Here is a 17,772-nt window from a genome sequence, read left to right on the forward strand (position 1 = left end):
CCCAATGCTAGGACAATTAGCGAAACAACAACCTGTAACCGGAGAGAAAATCCTTAGCGTTAAAGGGCTTGAAGTGAGCTTTGATGGATTTAAAGCCTTACGCAATCTGGACTTTTCCCTGCAATATGGCGAGCTTCGGTTTCTCATTGGGCCGAACGGAGCAGGTAAAACAACGCTCTTGGATGTCATCTGCGGGAAAGTGAAGCCTTCACAAGGTCATGTTTATTTCAAAGAATCAATTGATCTTACCAGACACCAAGAACACCAAATTGCACAGCTCGGCATTGGTCGTAAATTCCAAGCACCTTCCGTCTTCTCAACATTAACCGTTTTTGAAAATCTGGCTCTTTCTATGAAACAGCAGCGCGGCCTCCTTAGCGCACTGTGGACCAAGACGACGAGTGAACAGCGAGAACGCTTGCATCTCCGACTCGAGATGATTGGCCTGCAAAGCAAAGTCAATGAGCGAGCAGGATCACTCTCTCACGGCGAGAAACAGTGGCTTGAAATCGGGATGCTGCTTATGCAGGAGCCCGATCTACTGCTGCTGGATGAACCTGCCGCTGGCATGACAGATAGCGAAACTGAGAAAACAGGTGAGCTGCTTCACGAAATAGCGGCTAATCAGACGATCATCGTAGTTGAACACGATATGGAGTTTGTTCGTAAGTTCGCTAGAACGGTCACGGTACTTCATGAAGGCACCGTGCTTCGGGAAGGCACGATGCAGGATATTCAGAATGATGATAAGGTTGCTGAAGTTTATCTAGGAAGGAGAGTGGAGCGAGGTGCTTAACCTTCAGAAGATAGAAGCCGGTTACGGTGAGAGTATGGTTGTACGCCATGTCAACCTTCAGGTGAAGCCTGGGCAAATCGTTTGTCTAATGGGCCGCAACGGTGTAGGGAAATCCACACTCATGAAGAGCATTATGGGACTCATTCAGCCGAAGTCCGGCGCGATCCACTATAATGAACGGGATATAACGTCATTCCCACCGGATCGACGGGCTAAATTAGGGATCGGCTACGTGCCGCAAGGCCGCGAGATTTTCCCACAGCTTACGGTCGAGGAAAACCTGCTGCTTGGGCTTGAAGCTGCAACAGATGGAAGAAAAAAGCTCCCTGATTCTCTTTTCGACACCTTCCCCGTGCTTCGTCAGATGCTTCAACGCAAAGGCGGCGACCTTAGCGGCGGGCAGCAGCAGCAATTAGCGATAGCCCGTGCCTTAGCCCCAGGCCCCAAGCTGCTGCTGCTGGATGAACCGATGGAGGGTATCCAACCTTCTATCGTCATGGAGATTGAAGCCATCATTGAATCAATTAAACGTAATCGAGAAATTGCTGTATTGCTGGTCGAACAAAGCTTAGAGTTCGCTACAAGCATCGCTGATTACTATTATGTATTGGACCGAGGGACAATAGCTGCCGAAGGTCATGCCGAGCATTTGAGCGAAGATCAAGTCCGAAAGCATTTAACGGTATGATTCTCCTTACATGGACTCACATTATAGAAGGAAGCTGGATTACTTGACCTATGAAATTAGGCGTCAAGTACCGTCCAGCTTCTTTTTTTTCATACGAAGGAACTAATTATGAAGTTAAACTGGACGTCACAAAATGTATAATGATAACATGGATATATAGGATCGAATGTTGCGTCCGGCATATCGAGCACCGAACCTTTGGAAGGAAAAGGAGGGGGAACGTTTATGTCTAAGATTTTAATTATTGAAGATGATTTAAGCATTGGTGAAATGATGTCGATTTATCTGTACGAAGAAGGCTATCAAGTCATGCGTGCGGAAAATGGCCGTCAAGGTGTAGTGTTATTCCGAGATTTCGAACCTGATGTCATCGTGCTTGATATTATGCTGCCTGATGTTGACGGAATTCAACTATGCACTGACTTCCGAAATTCGTCAACCATCCCCATTCTTATGGTATCCGCCAAAAATGAGGTCTCCGATCGCGTCAAAGGCCTGCAGACTGGCGCTGATGATTACCTATGCAAACCATTCTCAATGAGGGAATTATCGGCAAGAATACAAGCTTTACTGCGACGTTCACATGCTTTCCCTCCGCCAGTTCAATCTACAGATACGACCGAGCAAGTCGTTCAACTGGATCTAGAGAAACGCTGCCTTTTTGTACATAGCAAACTAATAGAGACCACTTTCTCTGAATTCGAAATTATGAAACTTTTTTGGCAGAATCAAGGACGAGTATACAGCCGGGAGGAGCTTTTGAACCGGGTCCGCGGTTTCGATTCCTATGTAACTGAACGTGCAATCGATGTACATATCGCAAACCTTCGCAAAAAAATAGAAGCTGATCCCAAAGAACCGAAATATATTAAGACGGTTTGGGGTGTCGGTTATAAATTTCTACTTATGTGAGCTCCCATTGGGGCTTTTTTTGTTTGGGTAATCCAGCAAAAACCAGTCACCAAATAGGCAGATGCACAATATGATGATTATGGATAATGACACGCACTAAGAATTTGTTTCAAATTTCAATTATGAAGAAAGCTTTCTCAAGGAAAGCTCAAGGAGGAAACACAAAAATGTTGAATAGCCCTTACAGAATCGGTAATCAAGGAAACCAAGGCATGACCTCACAAGCCCCTTACGGATATCCTTTTCCGGCTTATCCCGTTCCAACAACGGGTGCGAATAAACCTGCACCAAGTGGAGCTGGATTTCCACCTGCTGGAACTGCTTTTCCACCGACGGGAGCGGCATTTCCACCTACTGGCGGTCTGCAAACCGGTGTAAATGTACCAGGTCTTCTCCCCATGGAAGAATCTTATATCGAAAATATTCTCCGTTTGAACCTTGGTAAAATGGCTACAATCTACATGACATACGAAAATAACTCGCAATGGAATGCCAAAATTTTCAAAGGCAAACTTGAGGCAGCTGGCCGCGATCATATTATCATCAGCGATCCAGCCACTGGTATGCGTTTCTTATTGCTCATGGTGAATCTAGACTACATTACATTCGACGAGGAACTTCAGTATTACTATCCATACTCTGGCGGCGGACCCGGCCAACAGAGAGCATAAATTAGATCACACATAAAGCCGTTTGCTCTTTCGTTAGAGCAGCGGCTTTTTTTTGTCATGTAGAGGTTACTTCTGTGAAATGCCACATATGCAGTTTGCGCAGGCCGCCTTCAACCCACTCTTCCCATACGGCTTGGTGTGAAGCATTTTCGGTTCCATGCAAACGTTCTTGTTTTAACGAGAGATACTCCTCATAGGTAACTTCCTTCCAAATTTCCACAAAAAGCCCTTCCTGATCCGTTCCCTTCAGCAGTTCAAATCGCCCTTCCCTCCGCTGCCATTCCTGCATATAGATGAGAAAAGACGCCCGAAAAGCGGGTTTTATGGCATACTCTACAAAAACTTTGGACATTTTTAGATCTCCCTCTGATTTATTTTTTGCTCCAAAATGGTAAACTAATAAAAAGACGGAAAAATGACCAGACTTACAAGGATAAATGATTCCGTCGTCTTATAAGGTCGAGCGCGTTTTGAAGTAAGTTATTCTATGGAAAACTCAGCCCATGCTTACGAAGAAAATTTTCTACGGAAAATTCTTAGGAGGAAACCCATTTGGACACAGGCACTCATCTCGTAATTGGTTTAGGGTTAGCGGGACTGTCACAAATTGACCCTAGCGTTTCTGCGGACACAGCGGCAACTACTGCAGTCTTCATAGGAACTGTTATTGGCTCGCAGATTCCGGATGTGGACGGGCTGCTTCGTTTTAAGGGGAACGCCACTTACATTCGAAATCACCGTGGTCGTTCTCACTCTTTGCCAGCTTTACTTTTATGGACGCTGCTGATCACTGGAGCTCTCGCTCTTTTCTTCCATGGAATCCCTCTGCTGCACCTTGGTATGTGGGTAGGAATCGCCGTTTGTTTTCACGTCTTCACAGATTGTTTCAACACATATGGTACACAAGCGTTCCGGCCATTCTCTGAAAAGTGGGTGTCATGGAACATCATACACATCTTTGATCCCTTTATCTTCTCAAGCCACATCGCTGCTATTTTCATGTGGTCTTTCCATGTTGCGAGTCCAAAGCTCGTGTTCCCGACTTTGTACGGGGTTATCGCTCTATATTATATCTGGCGCTCTCTCGACCATTATATCGTAGAAAAAGGGCTCTATCGCAAAGACCCCACCCATATGCCCGGGGATAAATACACACTAATTGTAACATTCAACCTCTATGTGTGGAACGTAGTGAAACGAAGAACAGACGGTACCTTTCAGTTGGGTGAGCTGAAGAATTCGAAGCTAAGGTGGATCGACACTGTCAAATGTGAAGACCATCCAGCCATCGAGGTGTCCAAAAGTCACGAAGACATCCAAGCCTTACTCTACTTCTCATCCTTCACATGTGCTGAAGTGAAAGAACACCGCTTCGGGTACGAAGTAAGATGGGCTGATGTGCGTTATCGTCACCGCAAGCAGTATCCTTTCGTAGGTGTTGTCCGGATGGATCACAATTTCCAAACACTCGATTCTTATGTGGGCTGGGTAAGTGACACTAGGCTTGAAAAGAAGCTGAAAGTGGATCTTTATTAGAAAAGAGGCGCGTTGACCAAACGCGTCTTTTCTTTACTTTAAAAAAGACAGAAAAAACCCAGAGGTTTTTAGGCCCCTGGGCTTTATTGTTACATTAAACAGGAAAAGCTATGAACGAAGTCAGGCTAAACTAGCTGCGGAAGCCAGATTGTCCTGCCAGCGTTTGCTCAGCAATTTGCACCAAGCGACGAGTAATGTTACCCCCGATTGCACCAGCATCGCGAGTAGCCATATAACCCATGTAACCATCTTGAGGAATTTGGATGCCCAGCTCTTGAGCTACCTCATATTTCAATTGATCTAAAGCTTGGTTGGCTTGTGGAACTACCAATGTGTTACTGCTACGATTTTGTGCCATAAGGATTCAAACTCCTTTCAGTCAGCTATGATCTTTGATGTATTTGCAAGCTTGCAAAGATAGTATGTGGAGGAAATGAATTTATATGCACAGCGATCAAAAAAGTTTAAAATAAGAAGACACTGTTCAATCTTCTAGAAAGTAGGTCACATTCATGAGCAAACCACTCGCTCTTCTTTTCGCTTTTGTTGGCACCCTGCTGCTTGCCTCCATCAGCTTATTCATTGCCCTCAGGCAGCCTTGGATGGTCTTTGCCTGTTCCATCATCTCCTTAGGCTTTATTGGATATGGATTTGTAGTTAAAGCGAAGATTCGCAAAAAAAATACGCGGTCTTAACGACGGAATCAACAATTGCGTCAAAAGAGAAAGAGCCCAAACAGCTATATTAGCTGTTCGAGCTCTTTTTTGCTTTTTATATAACGACAAAGCCCATCCGCTTTTTCACTTCGAGCAGGGTTTGATCAGCCACTTCAGCTGCTTCCTGCGCACCTTTTTTCAAAATGTCGAAAATTTCGCCTGAGCTGCGAATTTCACGATAGCGTTGTTGGATCGGCTCGAGAACAGCCACGAGGTGTTCAGCTAGATCCTTTTTGAAAGGACCATAGCCTTGCCCATCGTATTTGGCTTCAATCTCAACTAAACTCATCTCAGCAAAGTGTGAGTAAATGGACATCAAATTACTTACCTCAGGCTTGTTTTGCGGATCATATTTCACTTCACGGCCTGAATCAGTGACCGCACGGCTCAGCTTCTTACGGATCACATCCGGCTCATCCAGCATGGCGATGTAACTACCTGCATTCGGACTGCTTTTGCTCATTTTTTTGGATGCATCATCCAAAGACATGATTCTCGCACCAATCTCAGGCATATAAGGCTGCGGCATGACGAACATTTCACCAAAACGGTTATTGAAGCGGTTCGCCAAATCGCGCGTCAACTCCAAATGCTGCTTCTGATCATCTCCAACCGGAATTAAGTCGGCATTGTACAGCAAAATATCAGCAGCCATCAAAGATGGATACGTAAATAGGCCTGCACCAACGGAATCCTTACCTTCAGACTTGTCCTTGAACTGTGTCATACGCTCAAGTTCTCCCATATGCGTCAGCGTCGTCATAATCCAGCCGAGCTCAGCGTGCGCATGAACATGGGATTGTAGGAAAATGGATGCTTTACTAGGATCTAGTCCCGCAGCAATATAAAGCGAAGCTATGGACTCTGTTTGCTCCTTCAGCGCTGCCGGATCCTGAGGAACCGTGATGGCGTGCATATCAACAACCATAAAATAACAGCGATGCAAATGCTGCAGCTTCACATAATTGCGAAGTGCGCCAATATAATTGCCAATCGTCAGCTGTCCGCTGGATTGCATACCGGATAGTACTCGTTTCATTGGATAATCCCTCCAGAATTCTTAACTTCGTATGGTCTAAAAAAACAACAAAAAGGCCTCTCCCCGCAAGGGACGAGAGACCGTGGTACCACCCTAATTTGTCCGTGAACAATTGTTCAATAAGACCTTCAGGCTCTGATAACGGGGAGCTGCCGTTTGGCATACTTGGACAGATGAGGAATGTTCTCCGGCCTAGGTTCCGGCAACCTGCATACTGTGTTCAGCCTCATGCTCAAGGATCCATTCGGTTTGCTTGTTTCACCGGTTCACACCAACCACCGGCTCTCTGAGAAACGAAAGACAAACTTACTTGTTCCTATCATCGCGATTGATTTTATATTATTATACACCCTTACAATCCATTGTCAATCAAGGACATTGTCCTATCTGAACCTGCATGTACATAGGATAGATCATACTAGCCTTTCCATGGGTAAAATAACTTCGCGTCCTTCGGGGACGCATCAACGGACAAAGGGGTGTCAACGAATTGCCATCGACTCTATACCGCTGGAGCCTTCCTATCTCCACCGTGATTTGCGCGTTTCTCCTCATCTTAATCATGACAACGCGAGAGCTTCCTCCTATGGGTTTGGTCATTTATGAATTCAAGCACGTCTTTAAAGCCTTCATGAGTATTTTTCTCGACGCTTTGCCTTTTATGTTACTAGGCGTACTTCTATCCACAGTCGTTGAAAACTTTATTCCTGAAGCGTTCATCAGACGCATGACGCCGCGGCACCCGCTAGGAGGCATCTTATTTGCCTGCGTACTCGGCATCATGTTCCCGCTCTGTGAATGCGGAATGATTCCTTTCGTTCGTCGGCTCATGCGGAAAGGAATGCCAGTGTACATAGCCGTCATCTTCATTCTAGTCGGTCCGATTCTGAATCCTATCGTCTTCGCCTCGACGTTCATGGCTTTCCGTGGCGAGACTTCGATGGCCTATTCGCGAATGGGGCTTACATTTGGCGTTGCACTCATCGTAGGATTGCTGCTGACACGTTTCCTGAAAGGCAGTCCTTTGCGTCATCCTATCGAAATTCAGGCAAACACACTGCACCACCACGGGGGTTCCAGCCCTGGACATCACGCCGACCACATTCACGCTCACGACCATGACCATGATAACCACCAAGGCCATAATCATAACCATCATGATCATGGACATCATCATGATCATCACCAAGGCCACAATCACTCCCACGACGGTGGTCGCATGATGGTTATGCTCAGCCACGGTACGACCGAGCTGTTCGAAATGAGTAAATACTTGATGCTGGGCGCTTTCCTGACCGCCCTTATCCAAACCTTCGTTGCCCAAGACAGCTTATCCGCGATCGGTCAGGGACCTTTCATTTCACATGTGTTCATGATGGGCTTTGCCTACCTGCTCTCCCTGTGTTCCACAACAGATGCTTTCGTGGCTGCCTCCTTCGCCAATTCCTTCTCTCCAGGCTCCTTGCTGGCTTTCCTTGTGTTCGGCCCTATGATTGACGTGAAAAGTACGCTGATGATGCTCTCCATCTTTAAAGCCCGTTTCGTGCTGACTCTCTCCATCGTCGTCGCAGTTACGGTATTGGCGGGATCATTGCTTATTATGCATTTCTTTTTAGCTTAAAAGGAGATTTGGAACTTGCATATCGGGATTCTCAACCAATTAATCAATCAACAGCATAAGCCTCAAATAAATAAGCACGGAAAACGCGCGCGCTTAAACTGGAGCACCCGAACAATTAAGTACGAAAACCGCGCTTTCAGCGAGAGCTCGCTGAGCCGACAGTGTTTGAGAAGCTTTGCTGCCCCAAACCCAAAACATATAAAAAGGAGCTCGCATCAATCGCGAACTCCCTTTTTTGATACATCAATAATTAAAACTTCAGAATGGCGCCTGCACTAGCATTTGTCACCATTTTCGTATAACGCGCCAAATATCCAGTTTGGATTTTCGGTTGGAACTCTGTCCAGCTCTCGCGGCGTTTCGCGAATTCTTCATCGCTGATTTGCAGTTCGATTTTACGGCCGTCCATGTCCACATCAATGATGTCGCCATCATGTACGAATGCTAAAGGTCCGCCCTCAGCCGCTTCCGGTGAGATATGACCGATCGAGATCCCGCGGGATGCGCCGGAGAAACGTCCGTCAGTAATCAATGCAACCTTCGCGCCAAGACCCATACCAACGATTTGGGAAGTAGGAGCCAGCATTTCCGGCATACCAGGTCCACCCTTCGGACCTTCGTAACGGATAACAACGACATGGCCTTCTTTAACAAGACCGTTCGCAATACCGTACAAAGCTTCGTCTTGCGAGTTGAAACAAATCGCTGGACCAACGTGACGTCCGCCAACGGATTTATCAACCGCGCCGACCTTAACGATACTGCCTTCAGGTGCAAGGTTACCAAACAGAACAGCTAGTCCGCCTCTTTCGCTGTGCGGGTTCGACAACGGACGGATAACGTCTGTATTTTGAATTTCGCGGCCAGCTACATTCTCGCGAAGCGTCTGCGCTGTTACGGAAAGACAGTCACCGTTGAAAGCGCCCGGTTTTTTGAGCAGCTCATTAATTACCGCGCTCACACCGCCTGCCAAGTGCACATCTTCAATATGGTAATCTGAAGCCGGAGCGATTTTAGCTAGGTGAGGTACGCGTTCTGCCACTTCATTAATTCGGTAAATCGGATAGTGTATACCAGCTTCGTGCGCAATAGCAAGTGTGTGAAGAACTGTGTTCGTGGAACCGCCCATCGCCATATCAAGAGCAAATGCATTATCGATCGCTTCGATCGTAACGATATCACGAGGCTTGATGTCTTTTTCAATCAGGACCATCAATTGTTTGGCGCAATCTTTCACGAATTGCTTACGCTCTTCCGCAACAGCCAGAATTGTACCGTTACCCGGCATAGCCAGGCCAAGGCCTTCAGCCAAACAGTTCATGGAGTTCGCTGTAAACATACCGGAACAAGATCCGCATGTCGGACAACCGTATTGCTCTAACTCTTCTAAGCCAGCTTCATCTAATTTACCAGCTTGGAAAGCACCCACGCCTTCGAATACGGAGGAAAGGGAAATCGATTTACCGTTTTTATCTTTACCGGCTTTCATTGGACCGCCGCTCACTAACATCGTAGGGATGTTAACGCGGAGGGCCCCCATGATCATACCAGGTGTAATTTTATCACAGTTAGGAATACAGACCATTCCGTCGAACCAGTGTGCATTAACAACCGTTTCCAAGGAATCCGCAATAATTTCACGGCTTGGCAAGGAGTAACGCATGCCGATATGGCCCATAGCAATCCCATCGTCAACACCAATAGTGTTGAATTCGAAAGGAACACCACCAGCTTCGCGAATTGCTTCCTTCACGAGCTTACCAAATTCTTGCAAGTGGACGTGTCCAGGAATAATGTCTATATAAGAGTTACAAACCGCAATAAACGGCTTGCCGAAATCTTCTTCTTTAACGCCGGCTGCACGCAGCAAGCTGCGGTGTGGAGCACGGTCGAATCCTTTTTTAATCATGTCACTGCGCTGTTTCGGATGTGCCATTCTATATTCCTCCTAGATTTCATTTCATATATGAAAATAATGAATCTATCATACCACACTTCTCGTAAAATTTCTTTCTTTAGTGTGATAACGCGTCAATGTAATACCAATACTTACCTCTTTAGGCTTTGCGTCGATTCAAATGAACGAAAGTTATGGCCAAAGCCAGCACTAACACTCCGCCTTTGATAATATCAAATCCGAAATAAGGCACATTCAGCATCGTAAGTCCATTGAGCAATACGCCAATCAATACTGCACCAAAGAAAGTCCCTATGACATTAGGCTTCCCTGCACCAAGCACGGAATACCCGACGAACACCGAGGCAACAGCTTCCATCAAAAGCGGAGCACCGGCATCAATCTGTCCTGAACCGACACGAGAAGCATACAGAATACCACCGAACGCTGCGAAAATGCCTGATAGCACATAGGCCGCTAAGCGGATTTTATTAACGGAAATCCCGGAGAGACGTGCTGCCTCCCGATTGCCCCCCGTAATGTAGAGCTGGCGCCCCCAGCGGGTGTATGTCAGAAAGACATGCACAGCGATAACAGCCACAATCATAAGAATAACAGGTACAGGTACACCAAGGAGCTTACCTTGACCGATCCACAGAAATTCCGGCGTAAACTTTCCTTTGGCCACCGTACCGTCTTGGAATCTCATATTATTATAGATGGAAAAGCCTTTCGTATACGTTTTTTGCACGCCACCGATGATATACATCACCGCTAAAGTAGCAAGTAAATCGGGAATGCGAATTTTTACGATGAGCCATGAATTTATGAGACCGATGACAGCACCTATAACAAGAGGAACAATGATGACCAGAATGAGTGGCTGTTGGTACCAAACCATCAAAGCAGCCGCAGCTACTGTTGATAATGAAACCGTAGAACCTACGGATAAATCAAACCCGTCCACAATTTGCGATAACGTGACCCCAATAGCGACAAACATCACAATCGATATCGACCTTAAAATATCCGCGATATTATCATAAGTCATAAAATTTTCATTAATGAACGAAAAGACGATAACCACCAACGCAATGATGAACAAAGCGCCGTATTTAAACGTAAAATCCAAACTTCTTTCCTTCATGCTATTCAGCCTCCCCCGCACTCGCATACGTTAAAATGAGATCCTGCGTCGCTTCCGCGCGGGAGAGCTCCTTCACCACAGAACCGTAGCTCATTACTAAAATGCGATCGGCAATTCCTATAATTTCATTTAGCTCGCAGGATAAATAAATAATGCCTTTACCTTCCGACGCCAATTGACCGATTAAGCGGAAAATATCGCTTTTCGCGCCAACATCGACCCCTTTGGTCGGCTCATCAAACATATAGACATCGGCATTCGTCGGCAGCCATTTGCCCACGGCCACCTTCTGCTGGTTGCCGCCGCTTAGATGCTTCACCACGCGATTCGGATCGCTGGGCTGCACGCCCAGCTGTTCTACCATCTTCGCCGCGTGCACACTCTCCGCGCCGCGCTGCACAAAGCCGAGCGAGCTCAGCTTGCGCAATATCGGAAGCGACAGATTGTGCTTCACCGTCTCCTCCACGAGGACGCCCTGCTTGCGCCGCTCCTCGGGCACGAGCGCGATGCCGGCGCGCACGGCATCCTCCGGCTGGCGCAGCGCGAGCTTGCGCCCGGCGAGCCACACCTCGCCGCCGTCCGCGGCGTCGGCGCCGAAGATCAGCCGGCTCAGCTCCGTCTTGCCGGCGCCGACCAACCCCACAACGCCGAGAATTTCACCTCGGCGGAGGGCAAAGCTGACGCCGCGCACCTTGGTGCCGCGGCGCAGCCCTTTCACCTCGAGGAGGGTATCGCCGATTGGAACATCGGCTTTGGGGAACTCCTCGGTGAAGGTCTTGCCCAGCATCGCCTCAATGACCCCGGCGATGTCCATGTCTGCGGCCGCCTGCGTGAGCACGTGGCGGCCGTCGCGCATGATCGTGATCCGGTCAGCGACACGGAACACTTCCTGCAAGCGGTGGGAGATGAAGATAATCCCCACCCCTTCGCGCTTGAGGCTGTCCATGATCTGGAACAGCCACTCTGACTCCTCCAGACTAAGCGGGGCTGTCGGCTCGTCGAAAATGATGATCTTGGCCTTATGAGCCATCGCTCTTGCGATAAGTACTAGCTGCTTCTGGGAGATGCTCAGCTCGTCCACCTTGCTGCGAACAGAGAACGCAGCCCCGATCTTTGCTAGAATCCCTTCAGCCTCCCGATGCAGCTTTCTCCAGCTGACCCAGGCACCGCCTTGAACCATTTTATCCATCATGACATTTTCGGTCACCGTAAGCCCAGCCACCAAGGCTGTATCAACTTCTTGATAGACGCAATAGATACCTTGGTTCATAGCTTCCTTAGGCGTCTGTATATGGAGAGACTGGCCGTTTATCGAAATTTGCCCCGTATCATGGGTATAAGCGCCGGATAAAATCTTCATCAAGGTGCTCTTGCCAGCACCGTTAGCCCCGAGCAAGGCATGAATTTCTTTGGTTTGCAGGTCAAAATCAACCTCCTGAAGCGCCTTCACACCGGGGAACGATTTGGAGATGCCTCTCATATGCAGCAAAGATCCGTTGTTTACCGACATCATCATTCACCTCTCATCTTAATCTGAAAGTCCCATCGCATATTGACGATGGGACCGCATTGGACAACACTATTTTTTTTCTGCAGCTTTTAACCAGTCGGTATAGCCTTGTTGGCTTCCGCCCCAGCCTTTGACATATTCGCTAAGCTGTGTTGTATTTACTTGCTTGTCCTTCGGCAGTTGGTCTCTGGATACATAAACAGGCTCCAGTACCACTTTCTCAGGCGTTTGATCACCATGCAGCTTCTGATACAGGTAACGCACTTGCACGCGACCGATATCCTTCGGATCTACCGCAGCTGATGCTACCCATGGGCTTTTTGGATCTTGCAGCAATTGCAAGTCTTCATCGCTCAAGTCAATCCCGTATACTTTAATTTCTGTACGACCTGCTTGTTGAATGGCACGGGACGCGCCTTTCGCAAACTCATCCCAAGCTGTCCATACCGCTGTAATATCGCCTTTGTTCGGGTATTTCTTCAGAATCGCTTCCATTTGCGTTTGTGTATCTAACGCAGGATCTTTGGCTGTACCGAAAGCAGCGACTTCTTTAATGTCTGGATATTTCTTTTGGAAAGCTTGGTAAGCGAGTTGTCTGCGTTCCATCGGTGCAAAGCCGGCTACCCATACTTTCACGATGTTCCCTTTACCGCCGGCATCCTTCGCAAGCTGCTCTAGCGTAGCTTCAGCCATCTTCTGATCGCCTTGCTCTAAGGACGTAACACCCGGAACAGAAAGGATCGAATCGAAACTTACAACTGGGATTTTCTTTTCAAGTGCTTTCTTCACGCCTGCTTCCAATGCTTCAGCTGTTCCATGATCGATGAGAATACCATCGAATTTCTGATTAATCGCTGCATCCAGATTGGATGACATTTTCGCCAGATCCGTATCAGCAACGAATACCGTTACCTTACCGCCAAGTTTCTCTACTTGTTCCTTCACGCCTTCTACATACTGAGACGAAAATGTACCTGTATTGAATTGCATCACGAGTGCAATTTTCTTTCCGCTTAAATCTGCTGCTTTAGCTGCGTCAGTTGCCTTCGCACTTGCTGCAGGTGTTGCCGTCGCGCCGCTGTTCTCTGTTTGTCCGCAGGCTGCAAGCAAGCTTCCTACTAAAGCCAAAATGATGAATAAACCGCCTAATTTCGTTCTTTTCATGAGTTACCCTCCCGATCTAATGCTTGACTCTATTTCCTATTAACTCTATCAAAACATTATACCGAGTAATTTAATAGGAATTACTGTATATTAGCATTGGGAGGATTTCCCGTCAATACATTTGAAGATATTTTTTCTTAAATTTCGACTTTTTTTACCACATAAGAAAGTATAAGCTTTCGGTTCCCGAAAACCACTTTCTTATTGGCGATAAAACCTAATATAGGGATCTTTGGTCGTAGACCAAAGTCTCTCCTCGTTAAACGCGGTCGCTCATCCTTGAATAGCCTCGATAGAGGTTTTCTCATTTCCTTCCAAAGTCAGCCTTGATTTCTCCCCATTTCCGCGTATCCCACTTCACAATTTTATTGGAATAGGTGTTTGTTTTGAGCCATTTCAACGCTCGATCAACTAATATCCATATTTCTTCTGTGGAAGCATCCCTAACTAGATTGGTGGAAACCTCCTTTTTACGTATCCAGCTCAAAGCTGTAACTGAATCGGTATAAATGGTTTTATCACTTCCTTGCTTCTGCAAATAAGCGAGCCCATGAACAATAGCAAGAAACTCACCTAAATTATTCGTCCCTTTGGAAATAGGGCCTTGATAGAAAATAATCTCACCCGTCTTCGTGTCAACGCCTTTGTATTCTACAATTCCTGGATTCCCGGAACAGCCAACATCGACAGAGATACTGTTATAATCAACTTCTGGAGCTGTCTCAGGGGTAGCAGACTTCCCTTTTGCAGTCGCTGCTGTCCCCCCATTTCCAGAGAAATTCAGCGACTTCTGCCACCCCTTCTCCAGCGCTTGACGTGCTTCCAGCTCCGATTCATACGATTTAAATCTAGCTTGCGGATAACCTTTAGTCTGAGCCTGACAATCCGCCCATGTTCGGTAGATCCCTGGTTGATGTCCCACCCAAACAACATAATATTTCACTGCCGCCATCTTATTCACTCCATAATTGTTGATGTATTTGATGTACAAGATCCTCGACCACTTTCACTGTATCACCGAAATAAGGCCGATAGTCCAAACCTTTAATAAACGCAAGATACGCTTCGCCTACCGCCAAAACCTTCTTACTGTACTCCAAGCTAGGGAGGATATGCGTTTCAAGCTCGCGATACGTTCCGTTAGAGCGCTCCTCAACGGATACGAGTTCCACTTGATCATCCGCCAGATGACGGACAACGAACGAAAAACCTCTACACTCCGGATCTCCGCAGCCGCATACAAAGAACGGCATTCGCTCCCATTGATCCGCTGGCGCAAAACGATTCGGCGCGGTATCATGTAGGGCACTGTACAAGAACGCCGGAAGCCCCACATCTACACAGAGAGGCTCTTCAATAATGATACTATCGTCCACCGCCATGAGGACATCTGCCTGAATAATTTGTAAATCCTTATCTAGGGACCAGCCCTTTATGGATATATCAAACATAACTCCTGCCTCCGCTCTCCCATTTATTCGGTTTTCTCATTATAGCAAAGACTGTGCATTCCTGCTTTTAAGGTTTATTAATGTGGTTAAAATTTCCAGTTTAGGTTATGAGTATAATTCCTAAAAAAGATTATACTACCATTACTGGAGGTGATATCAGATGGCATCAGGACAATCTCGTAGCAGCAACCAACTAGTTGTTCCACAAGCTACACAAGCACTAGACCAATTGAAGTATGAAGTTGCTCAAGAATTGGGCATCCAAATTCCTCAAGACGGCTACTATGGCTACATGGCTTCTCGTGATACAGGAGCAATCGGTGGTAACATCACTCGTCGTCTCGTGCAAATTGCTGAACAGCAACTTGCTGGCGGCGCTGCCGGTAAATTCAGCAGATAACAGTTTCCCCTATACTTACGTTTTAAAAGGGCTTTCTTTAAGTAGCAACCTACTTGGAAGAAGCCCTTCTTTTATGCTTATGGAAGTAAATAAACGGCTGAGACTTTCGATTCATACATTATGCTCGCTAACCTCTGATAGGCATGACTCCAAGATTTGATCTTGAGTCTTTCCGCACTTGTGAGGATAGATTGGGCTATTGTGATATCAATGTTGTATTATCTACAACAATTCACACGCCTAGAGGCTATTTTTCTGCTTGAAGTTGCAGTTCGTACAACATTTCGAGCCCAATTGCTAAGAAATCGCCTATATTTGGCCTAATTGTTGTACATTATGCAACAATGAAGGGAGAAAGGCTGGATTGGCAGCGATTGTTGCACTATCTACAACAATAGCTAACTATCCTAATTAAGCTAAGGTTCATCACCTTACCCCCAAACCAAAAATAAAGGAAGCCCATGCACAAGTGCATAGGCCTCTATAGATCAGTATGGCGAGTTGTCGCATACGGTTCCTCCGAGCTTATACCCTCGGGGCATGATATTCATAGTAAGGTAGCCGCAGCCGCATCGTCTATATCCCGAATCAGTTCTTGCGGATCCTCAAGGCCCACGTAAAGGCGGACAATGTGCCGCTCGGTATCTCTGCTCCGCACCACATTTACATTGACTAGACTTTCAAATCCGCCCCAACTAACGCCAATTACGAGAATAAGCTGCTGAACCCAATTAGTTGCTGAAGCGCCAATTCATTCACATACAGGCCATTTTGCAACAAATGAGCTCGAAAAGTTGTACAAACTGCAACTTCAAGTTGCTAAATAGCCTTTTGGCGTGTGAATTGTTGTAGAGAATACAACATTGGTAATCTCTAAAGCAATCTCTATAGCCTTTCTTCACTCACGAAAGCTAAATGGCTCTAAAATCGAATTTTGGAGTAATTCCTACCAAAGAACTAGCAAACAAACGATAAGAAAATCTAATAACTTACCGTTTGATTATGTAAATCTATCACCTTACCCCCGTCCCCCAAAAAAATAAAGGACTGCTCATAATAAGCAGTCCCTTCGTTTTAAGGCTTCACTTGATATAGGTTATACAAATCATCCAGCATGATGTTAGCCGCTTTGACACCGCCAGCTGTATTCCAAGTCGCATCATTCACTTTGATTAACTTATTTTCTTTAACCACTTTAAGATTTTTCCAGAGCGGGTCATTCATCCATTCCTGCTCTTGCTTGGTCCCTTTGCCATCTCCGGTCTCATAAGTAAAATAAAATACTTTATCCGCAGCATCAAGCTCCGTTAGACGCTCCTTGGTAATGTCTTCGAACGATTTCTCATCACTCTTAGCATCCGAGCGAACGATACCGATTTGTTTAAAAATAACACCCGTGAACATATTGCCGTAATAGTATCTGGTTTTGCCACCCATAAAACGAACGACAGCCACTTTCTCTTTCAGCTTATCGCCTGCTTTGCTTTTGAAATCCTCAATGCGTTTATCGAAAGCTGCGATGACTTTATCGCCTTCGGCTTTTTTATTTAGTGTATCAGCGTATAAAAGGAAATTACTTTTCCACTCACCGCGCAGCGTCTCCGAATAGACCGTTGGAGCAATGGCTTTTAATTGATCGTAGACTTTCTCATGACGCATCTTATTGCCAATGATCAAATCGGGTTTAAGCGATGCGATCAATTCCAAATTCGGCTGTGATTCACCGCCAACTGTCGTTACACCCTGCATATCAGCTTTAATATGATCAAACCATGGGTTTCCATAATAAGATTCAACCGCACCTACCGGTTTTATGCCTAACGCAAGAAGTGCTTCCGTTCCTTCATTGGTCAAAATGACAACACGCTTTGGATTCGCTGGTACAGCTGTTTCTCCCATGGCATGTTTAATGGTTCGAGTACTTTCCGCCTTCGCTGTTTCTTGAGCTGCTGCAGATGCCGAAGGCTGTGAACCTGGCTTATCACCACAAGCCGTCAAAACAACGGACAAAATAAACATAAGTGCAATAAGAGCCCAAGCTCTTCCTTGTTGACGATTTCTTTTTCCAAACATATAAATGAGTTCCCTCCACGCAGTCAATTGATGATAACGATTATCATTATCTATCATATATTACTAATTTATCACCTGCCTGTCAATCTATATTGATAATGATTATCATATTCGTTGACTTCGCTAGTCAGACTCATTAAAATAAATGAAG

At 46.2% G+C, this 17,772-nt stretch carries 18 protein-coding genes and 1 other annotated feature; of the genes, 8 read left to right on the plus strand and 10 right to left on the minus strand.

Annotated elements, in window-relative coordinates; all coding sequences use genetic code 11:
- The first annotated feature begins 4 nt into the window (after positions 1 to 4).
- From urtD to gerQ, 4 genes are all read left to right on the plus strand, one after another.
- A complete protein-coding gene (gene urtD, locus ASD40_RS34090; RefSeq protein WP_057307587.1) occupies positions 5 to 796 on the plus strand; it encodes an urea ABC transporter ATP-binding protein UrtD in 792 nt (263 codons plus the stop codon).
- Complete coding sequence (gene urtE, locus ASD40_RS34095; protein ID WP_057307588.1) at positions 789 to 1,484, plus strand: urea ABC transporter ATP-binding subunit UrtE; 696 nt, start codon at positions 789 to 791, stop codon at positions 1,482 to 1,484. Before urtD ends, urtE begins: the two co-directional genes overlap by 8 nt.
- A 225-nt stretch (positions 1,485 to 1,709) precedes the next feature.
- Positions 1,710 to 2,396 carry a response regulator transcription factor gene (locus ASD40_RS34100; protein ID WP_057307589.1) on the plus strand — a complete coding sequence of 229 codons (687 nt, stop codon included), beginning with the start codon at positions 1,710 to 1,712 and terminating at the stop codon, positions 2,394 to 2,396.
- 86 nt (positions 2,397 to 2,482) lie between these two features.
- Positions 2,483 to 3,067, plus strand: coding sequence for a spore coat protein GerQ (gene gerQ, locus ASD40_RS39295; RefSeq protein WP_414858763.1), 585 nt, complete (start codon positions 2,483 to 2,485; stop codon positions 3,065 to 3,067).
- A 55-nt stretch (positions 3,068 to 3,122) separates the two neighbouring features.
- Here gerQ and ASD40_RS34110 read toward each other — a convergent pair whose 3' ends face one another.
- Positions 3,123 to 3,419 carry a hypothetical protein gene (locus ASD40_RS34110; protein WP_057307591.1) on the minus strand — a complete coding sequence of 99 codons (297 nt, stop codon included), beginning with the start codon at positions 3,417 to 3,419 and terminating at the stop codon, positions 3,123 to 3,125.
- A 200-nt stretch (positions 3,420 to 3,619) separates the two neighbouring features.
- On the opposite strand from ASD40_RS34110, the gene ASD40_RS34115 reads away from it, so the two are divergent.
- Positions 3,620 to 4,603 (plus strand): metal-dependent hydrolase, encoded by a 984-nt coding sequence (locus ASD40_RS34115; RefSeq protein ID WP_057307592.1) that lies wholly within the window; start codon positions 3,620 to 3,622, stop codon positions 4,601 to 4,603.
- A gap of 130 nt (positions 4,604 to 4,733) precedes the next feature.
- Here the strand turns inward: ASD40_RS34115 and ASD40_RS34120 are convergent, their stop codons facing one another.
- Positions 4,734 to 4,961 (minus strand): alpha/beta-type small acid-soluble spore protein, encoded by a 228-nt coding sequence (locus tag ASD40_RS34120; protein ID WP_056829533.1) that lies wholly within the window; start codon positions 4,959 to 4,961, stop codon positions 4,734 to 4,736.
- 154 nt (positions 4,962 to 5,115) lie between these two features.
- Between ASD40_RS34120 and ASD40_RS34125 the strand changes: the two genes are divergently transcribed.
- Positions 5,116 to 5,298, plus strand: coding sequence for a DUF5325 family protein (locus tag ASD40_RS34125; protein ID WP_057307593.1), 183 nt, complete (start codon positions 5,116 to 5,118; stop codon positions 5,296 to 5,298).
- 76 nt (positions 5,299 to 5,374) lie between these two features.
- Here the strand turns inward: ASD40_RS34125 and trpS are convergent, their stop codons facing one another.
- Positions 5,375 to 6,358, minus strand: coding sequence for a tryptophan--tRNA ligase (gene trpS / locus ASD40_RS34130; protein ID WP_057307594.1), 984 nt, complete (start codon positions 6,356 to 6,358; stop codon positions 5,375 to 5,377).
- A gap of 65 nt (positions 6,359 to 6,423) precedes the next feature.
- Positions 6,424 to 6,690 (minus strand) — a binding site (T-box leader).
- A 158-nt stretch (positions 6,691 to 6,848) separates the two neighbouring features.
- Between trpS and ASD40_RS34135 the strand changes: the two genes are divergently transcribed.
- Entirely contained in the window at positions 6,849 to 7,979 is a 1,131-nt protein-coding gene (locus ASD40_RS34135) for a permease (RefSeq protein ID WP_057307595.1), read from the plus strand.
- Between the two features lie 250 nt (positions 7,980 to 8,229).
- Here the strand turns inward: ASD40_RS34135 and ilvD are convergent, their stop codons facing one another.
- From ilvD to ASD40_RS34165, 6 genes are all read right to left on the minus strand, one after another.
- Positions 8,230 to 9,915 carry a dihydroxy-acid dehydratase gene (gene ilvD / locus ASD40_RS34140; protein WP_057307596.1) on the minus strand — a complete coding sequence of 562 codons (1,686 nt, stop codon included), beginning with the start codon at positions 9,913 to 9,915 and terminating at the stop codon, positions 8,230 to 8,232.
- 121 nt (positions 9,916 to 10,036) lie between these two features.
- A complete protein-coding gene (locus tag ASD40_RS34145) occupies positions 10,037 to 11,023 on the minus strand; it encodes an ABC transporter permease (RefSeq protein WP_057307597.1) in 987 nt (328 codons plus the stop codon).
- Position 11,024: 1 nt separating this feature from the next.
- Positions 11,025 to 12,533, minus strand: coding sequence for a sugar ABC transporter ATP-binding protein (locus ASD40_RS34150; protein WP_057307598.1), 1,509 nt, complete (start codon positions 12,531 to 12,533; stop codon positions 11,025 to 11,027).
- A 69-nt stretch (positions 12,534 to 12,602) separates the two neighbouring features.
- Complete coding sequence (locus ASD40_RS34155) at positions 12,603 to 13,697, minus strand: sugar ABC transporter substrate-binding protein (RefSeq protein ID WP_057307599.1); 1,095 nt, start codon at positions 13,695 to 13,697, stop codon at positions 12,603 to 12,605.
- 304 nt (positions 13,698 to 14,001) lie between these two features.
- Complete coding sequence (gene rnhA, locus ASD40_RS34160; RefSeq protein ID WP_057307600.1) at positions 14,002 to 14,649, minus strand: ribonuclease H; 648 nt, start codon at positions 14,647 to 14,649, stop codon at positions 14,002 to 14,004.
- Between the two features lies 1 nt (position 14,650).
- Positions 14,651 to 15,148 carry a hypothetical protein gene (locus tag ASD40_RS34165; RefSeq protein ID WP_057307601.1) on the minus strand — a complete coding sequence of 166 codons (498 nt, stop codon included), beginning with the start codon at positions 15,146 to 15,148 and terminating at the stop codon, positions 14,651 to 14,653.
- 160 nt (positions 15,149 to 15,308) lie between these two features.
- On the opposite strand from ASD40_RS34165, the gene ASD40_RS34170 reads away from it, so the two are divergent.
- The gene (locus ASD40_RS34170) at positions 15,309 to 15,548 is read left to right on the plus strand and encodes an alpha/beta-type small acid-soluble spore protein (RefSeq protein WP_029194830.1); all 240 of its coding nucleotides are present in this window, start codon (positions 15,309 to 15,311) and stop codon (positions 15,546 to 15,548) included.
- Between the two features lie 1,074 nt (positions 15,549 to 16,622).
- Here the strand turns inward: ASD40_RS34170 and ASD40_RS34175 are convergent.
- The gene (locus ASD40_RS34175) at positions 16,623 to 17,621 is read right to left on the minus strand and encodes an ABC transporter substrate-binding protein (RefSeq protein ID WP_057307602.1); all 999 of its coding nucleotides are present in this window, start codon (positions 17,619 to 17,621) and stop codon (positions 16,623 to 16,625) included.
- Positions 17,622 to 17,772 lie beyond the last annotated feature (151 nt).

Origin of the sequence: Paenibacillus sp. Root444D2 (assembly GCF_001426375.1) — a bacterium.
Lineage (GTDB): Bacteria > Bacillota > Bacilli > Paenibacillales > NBRC-103111 > Paenibacillus_E.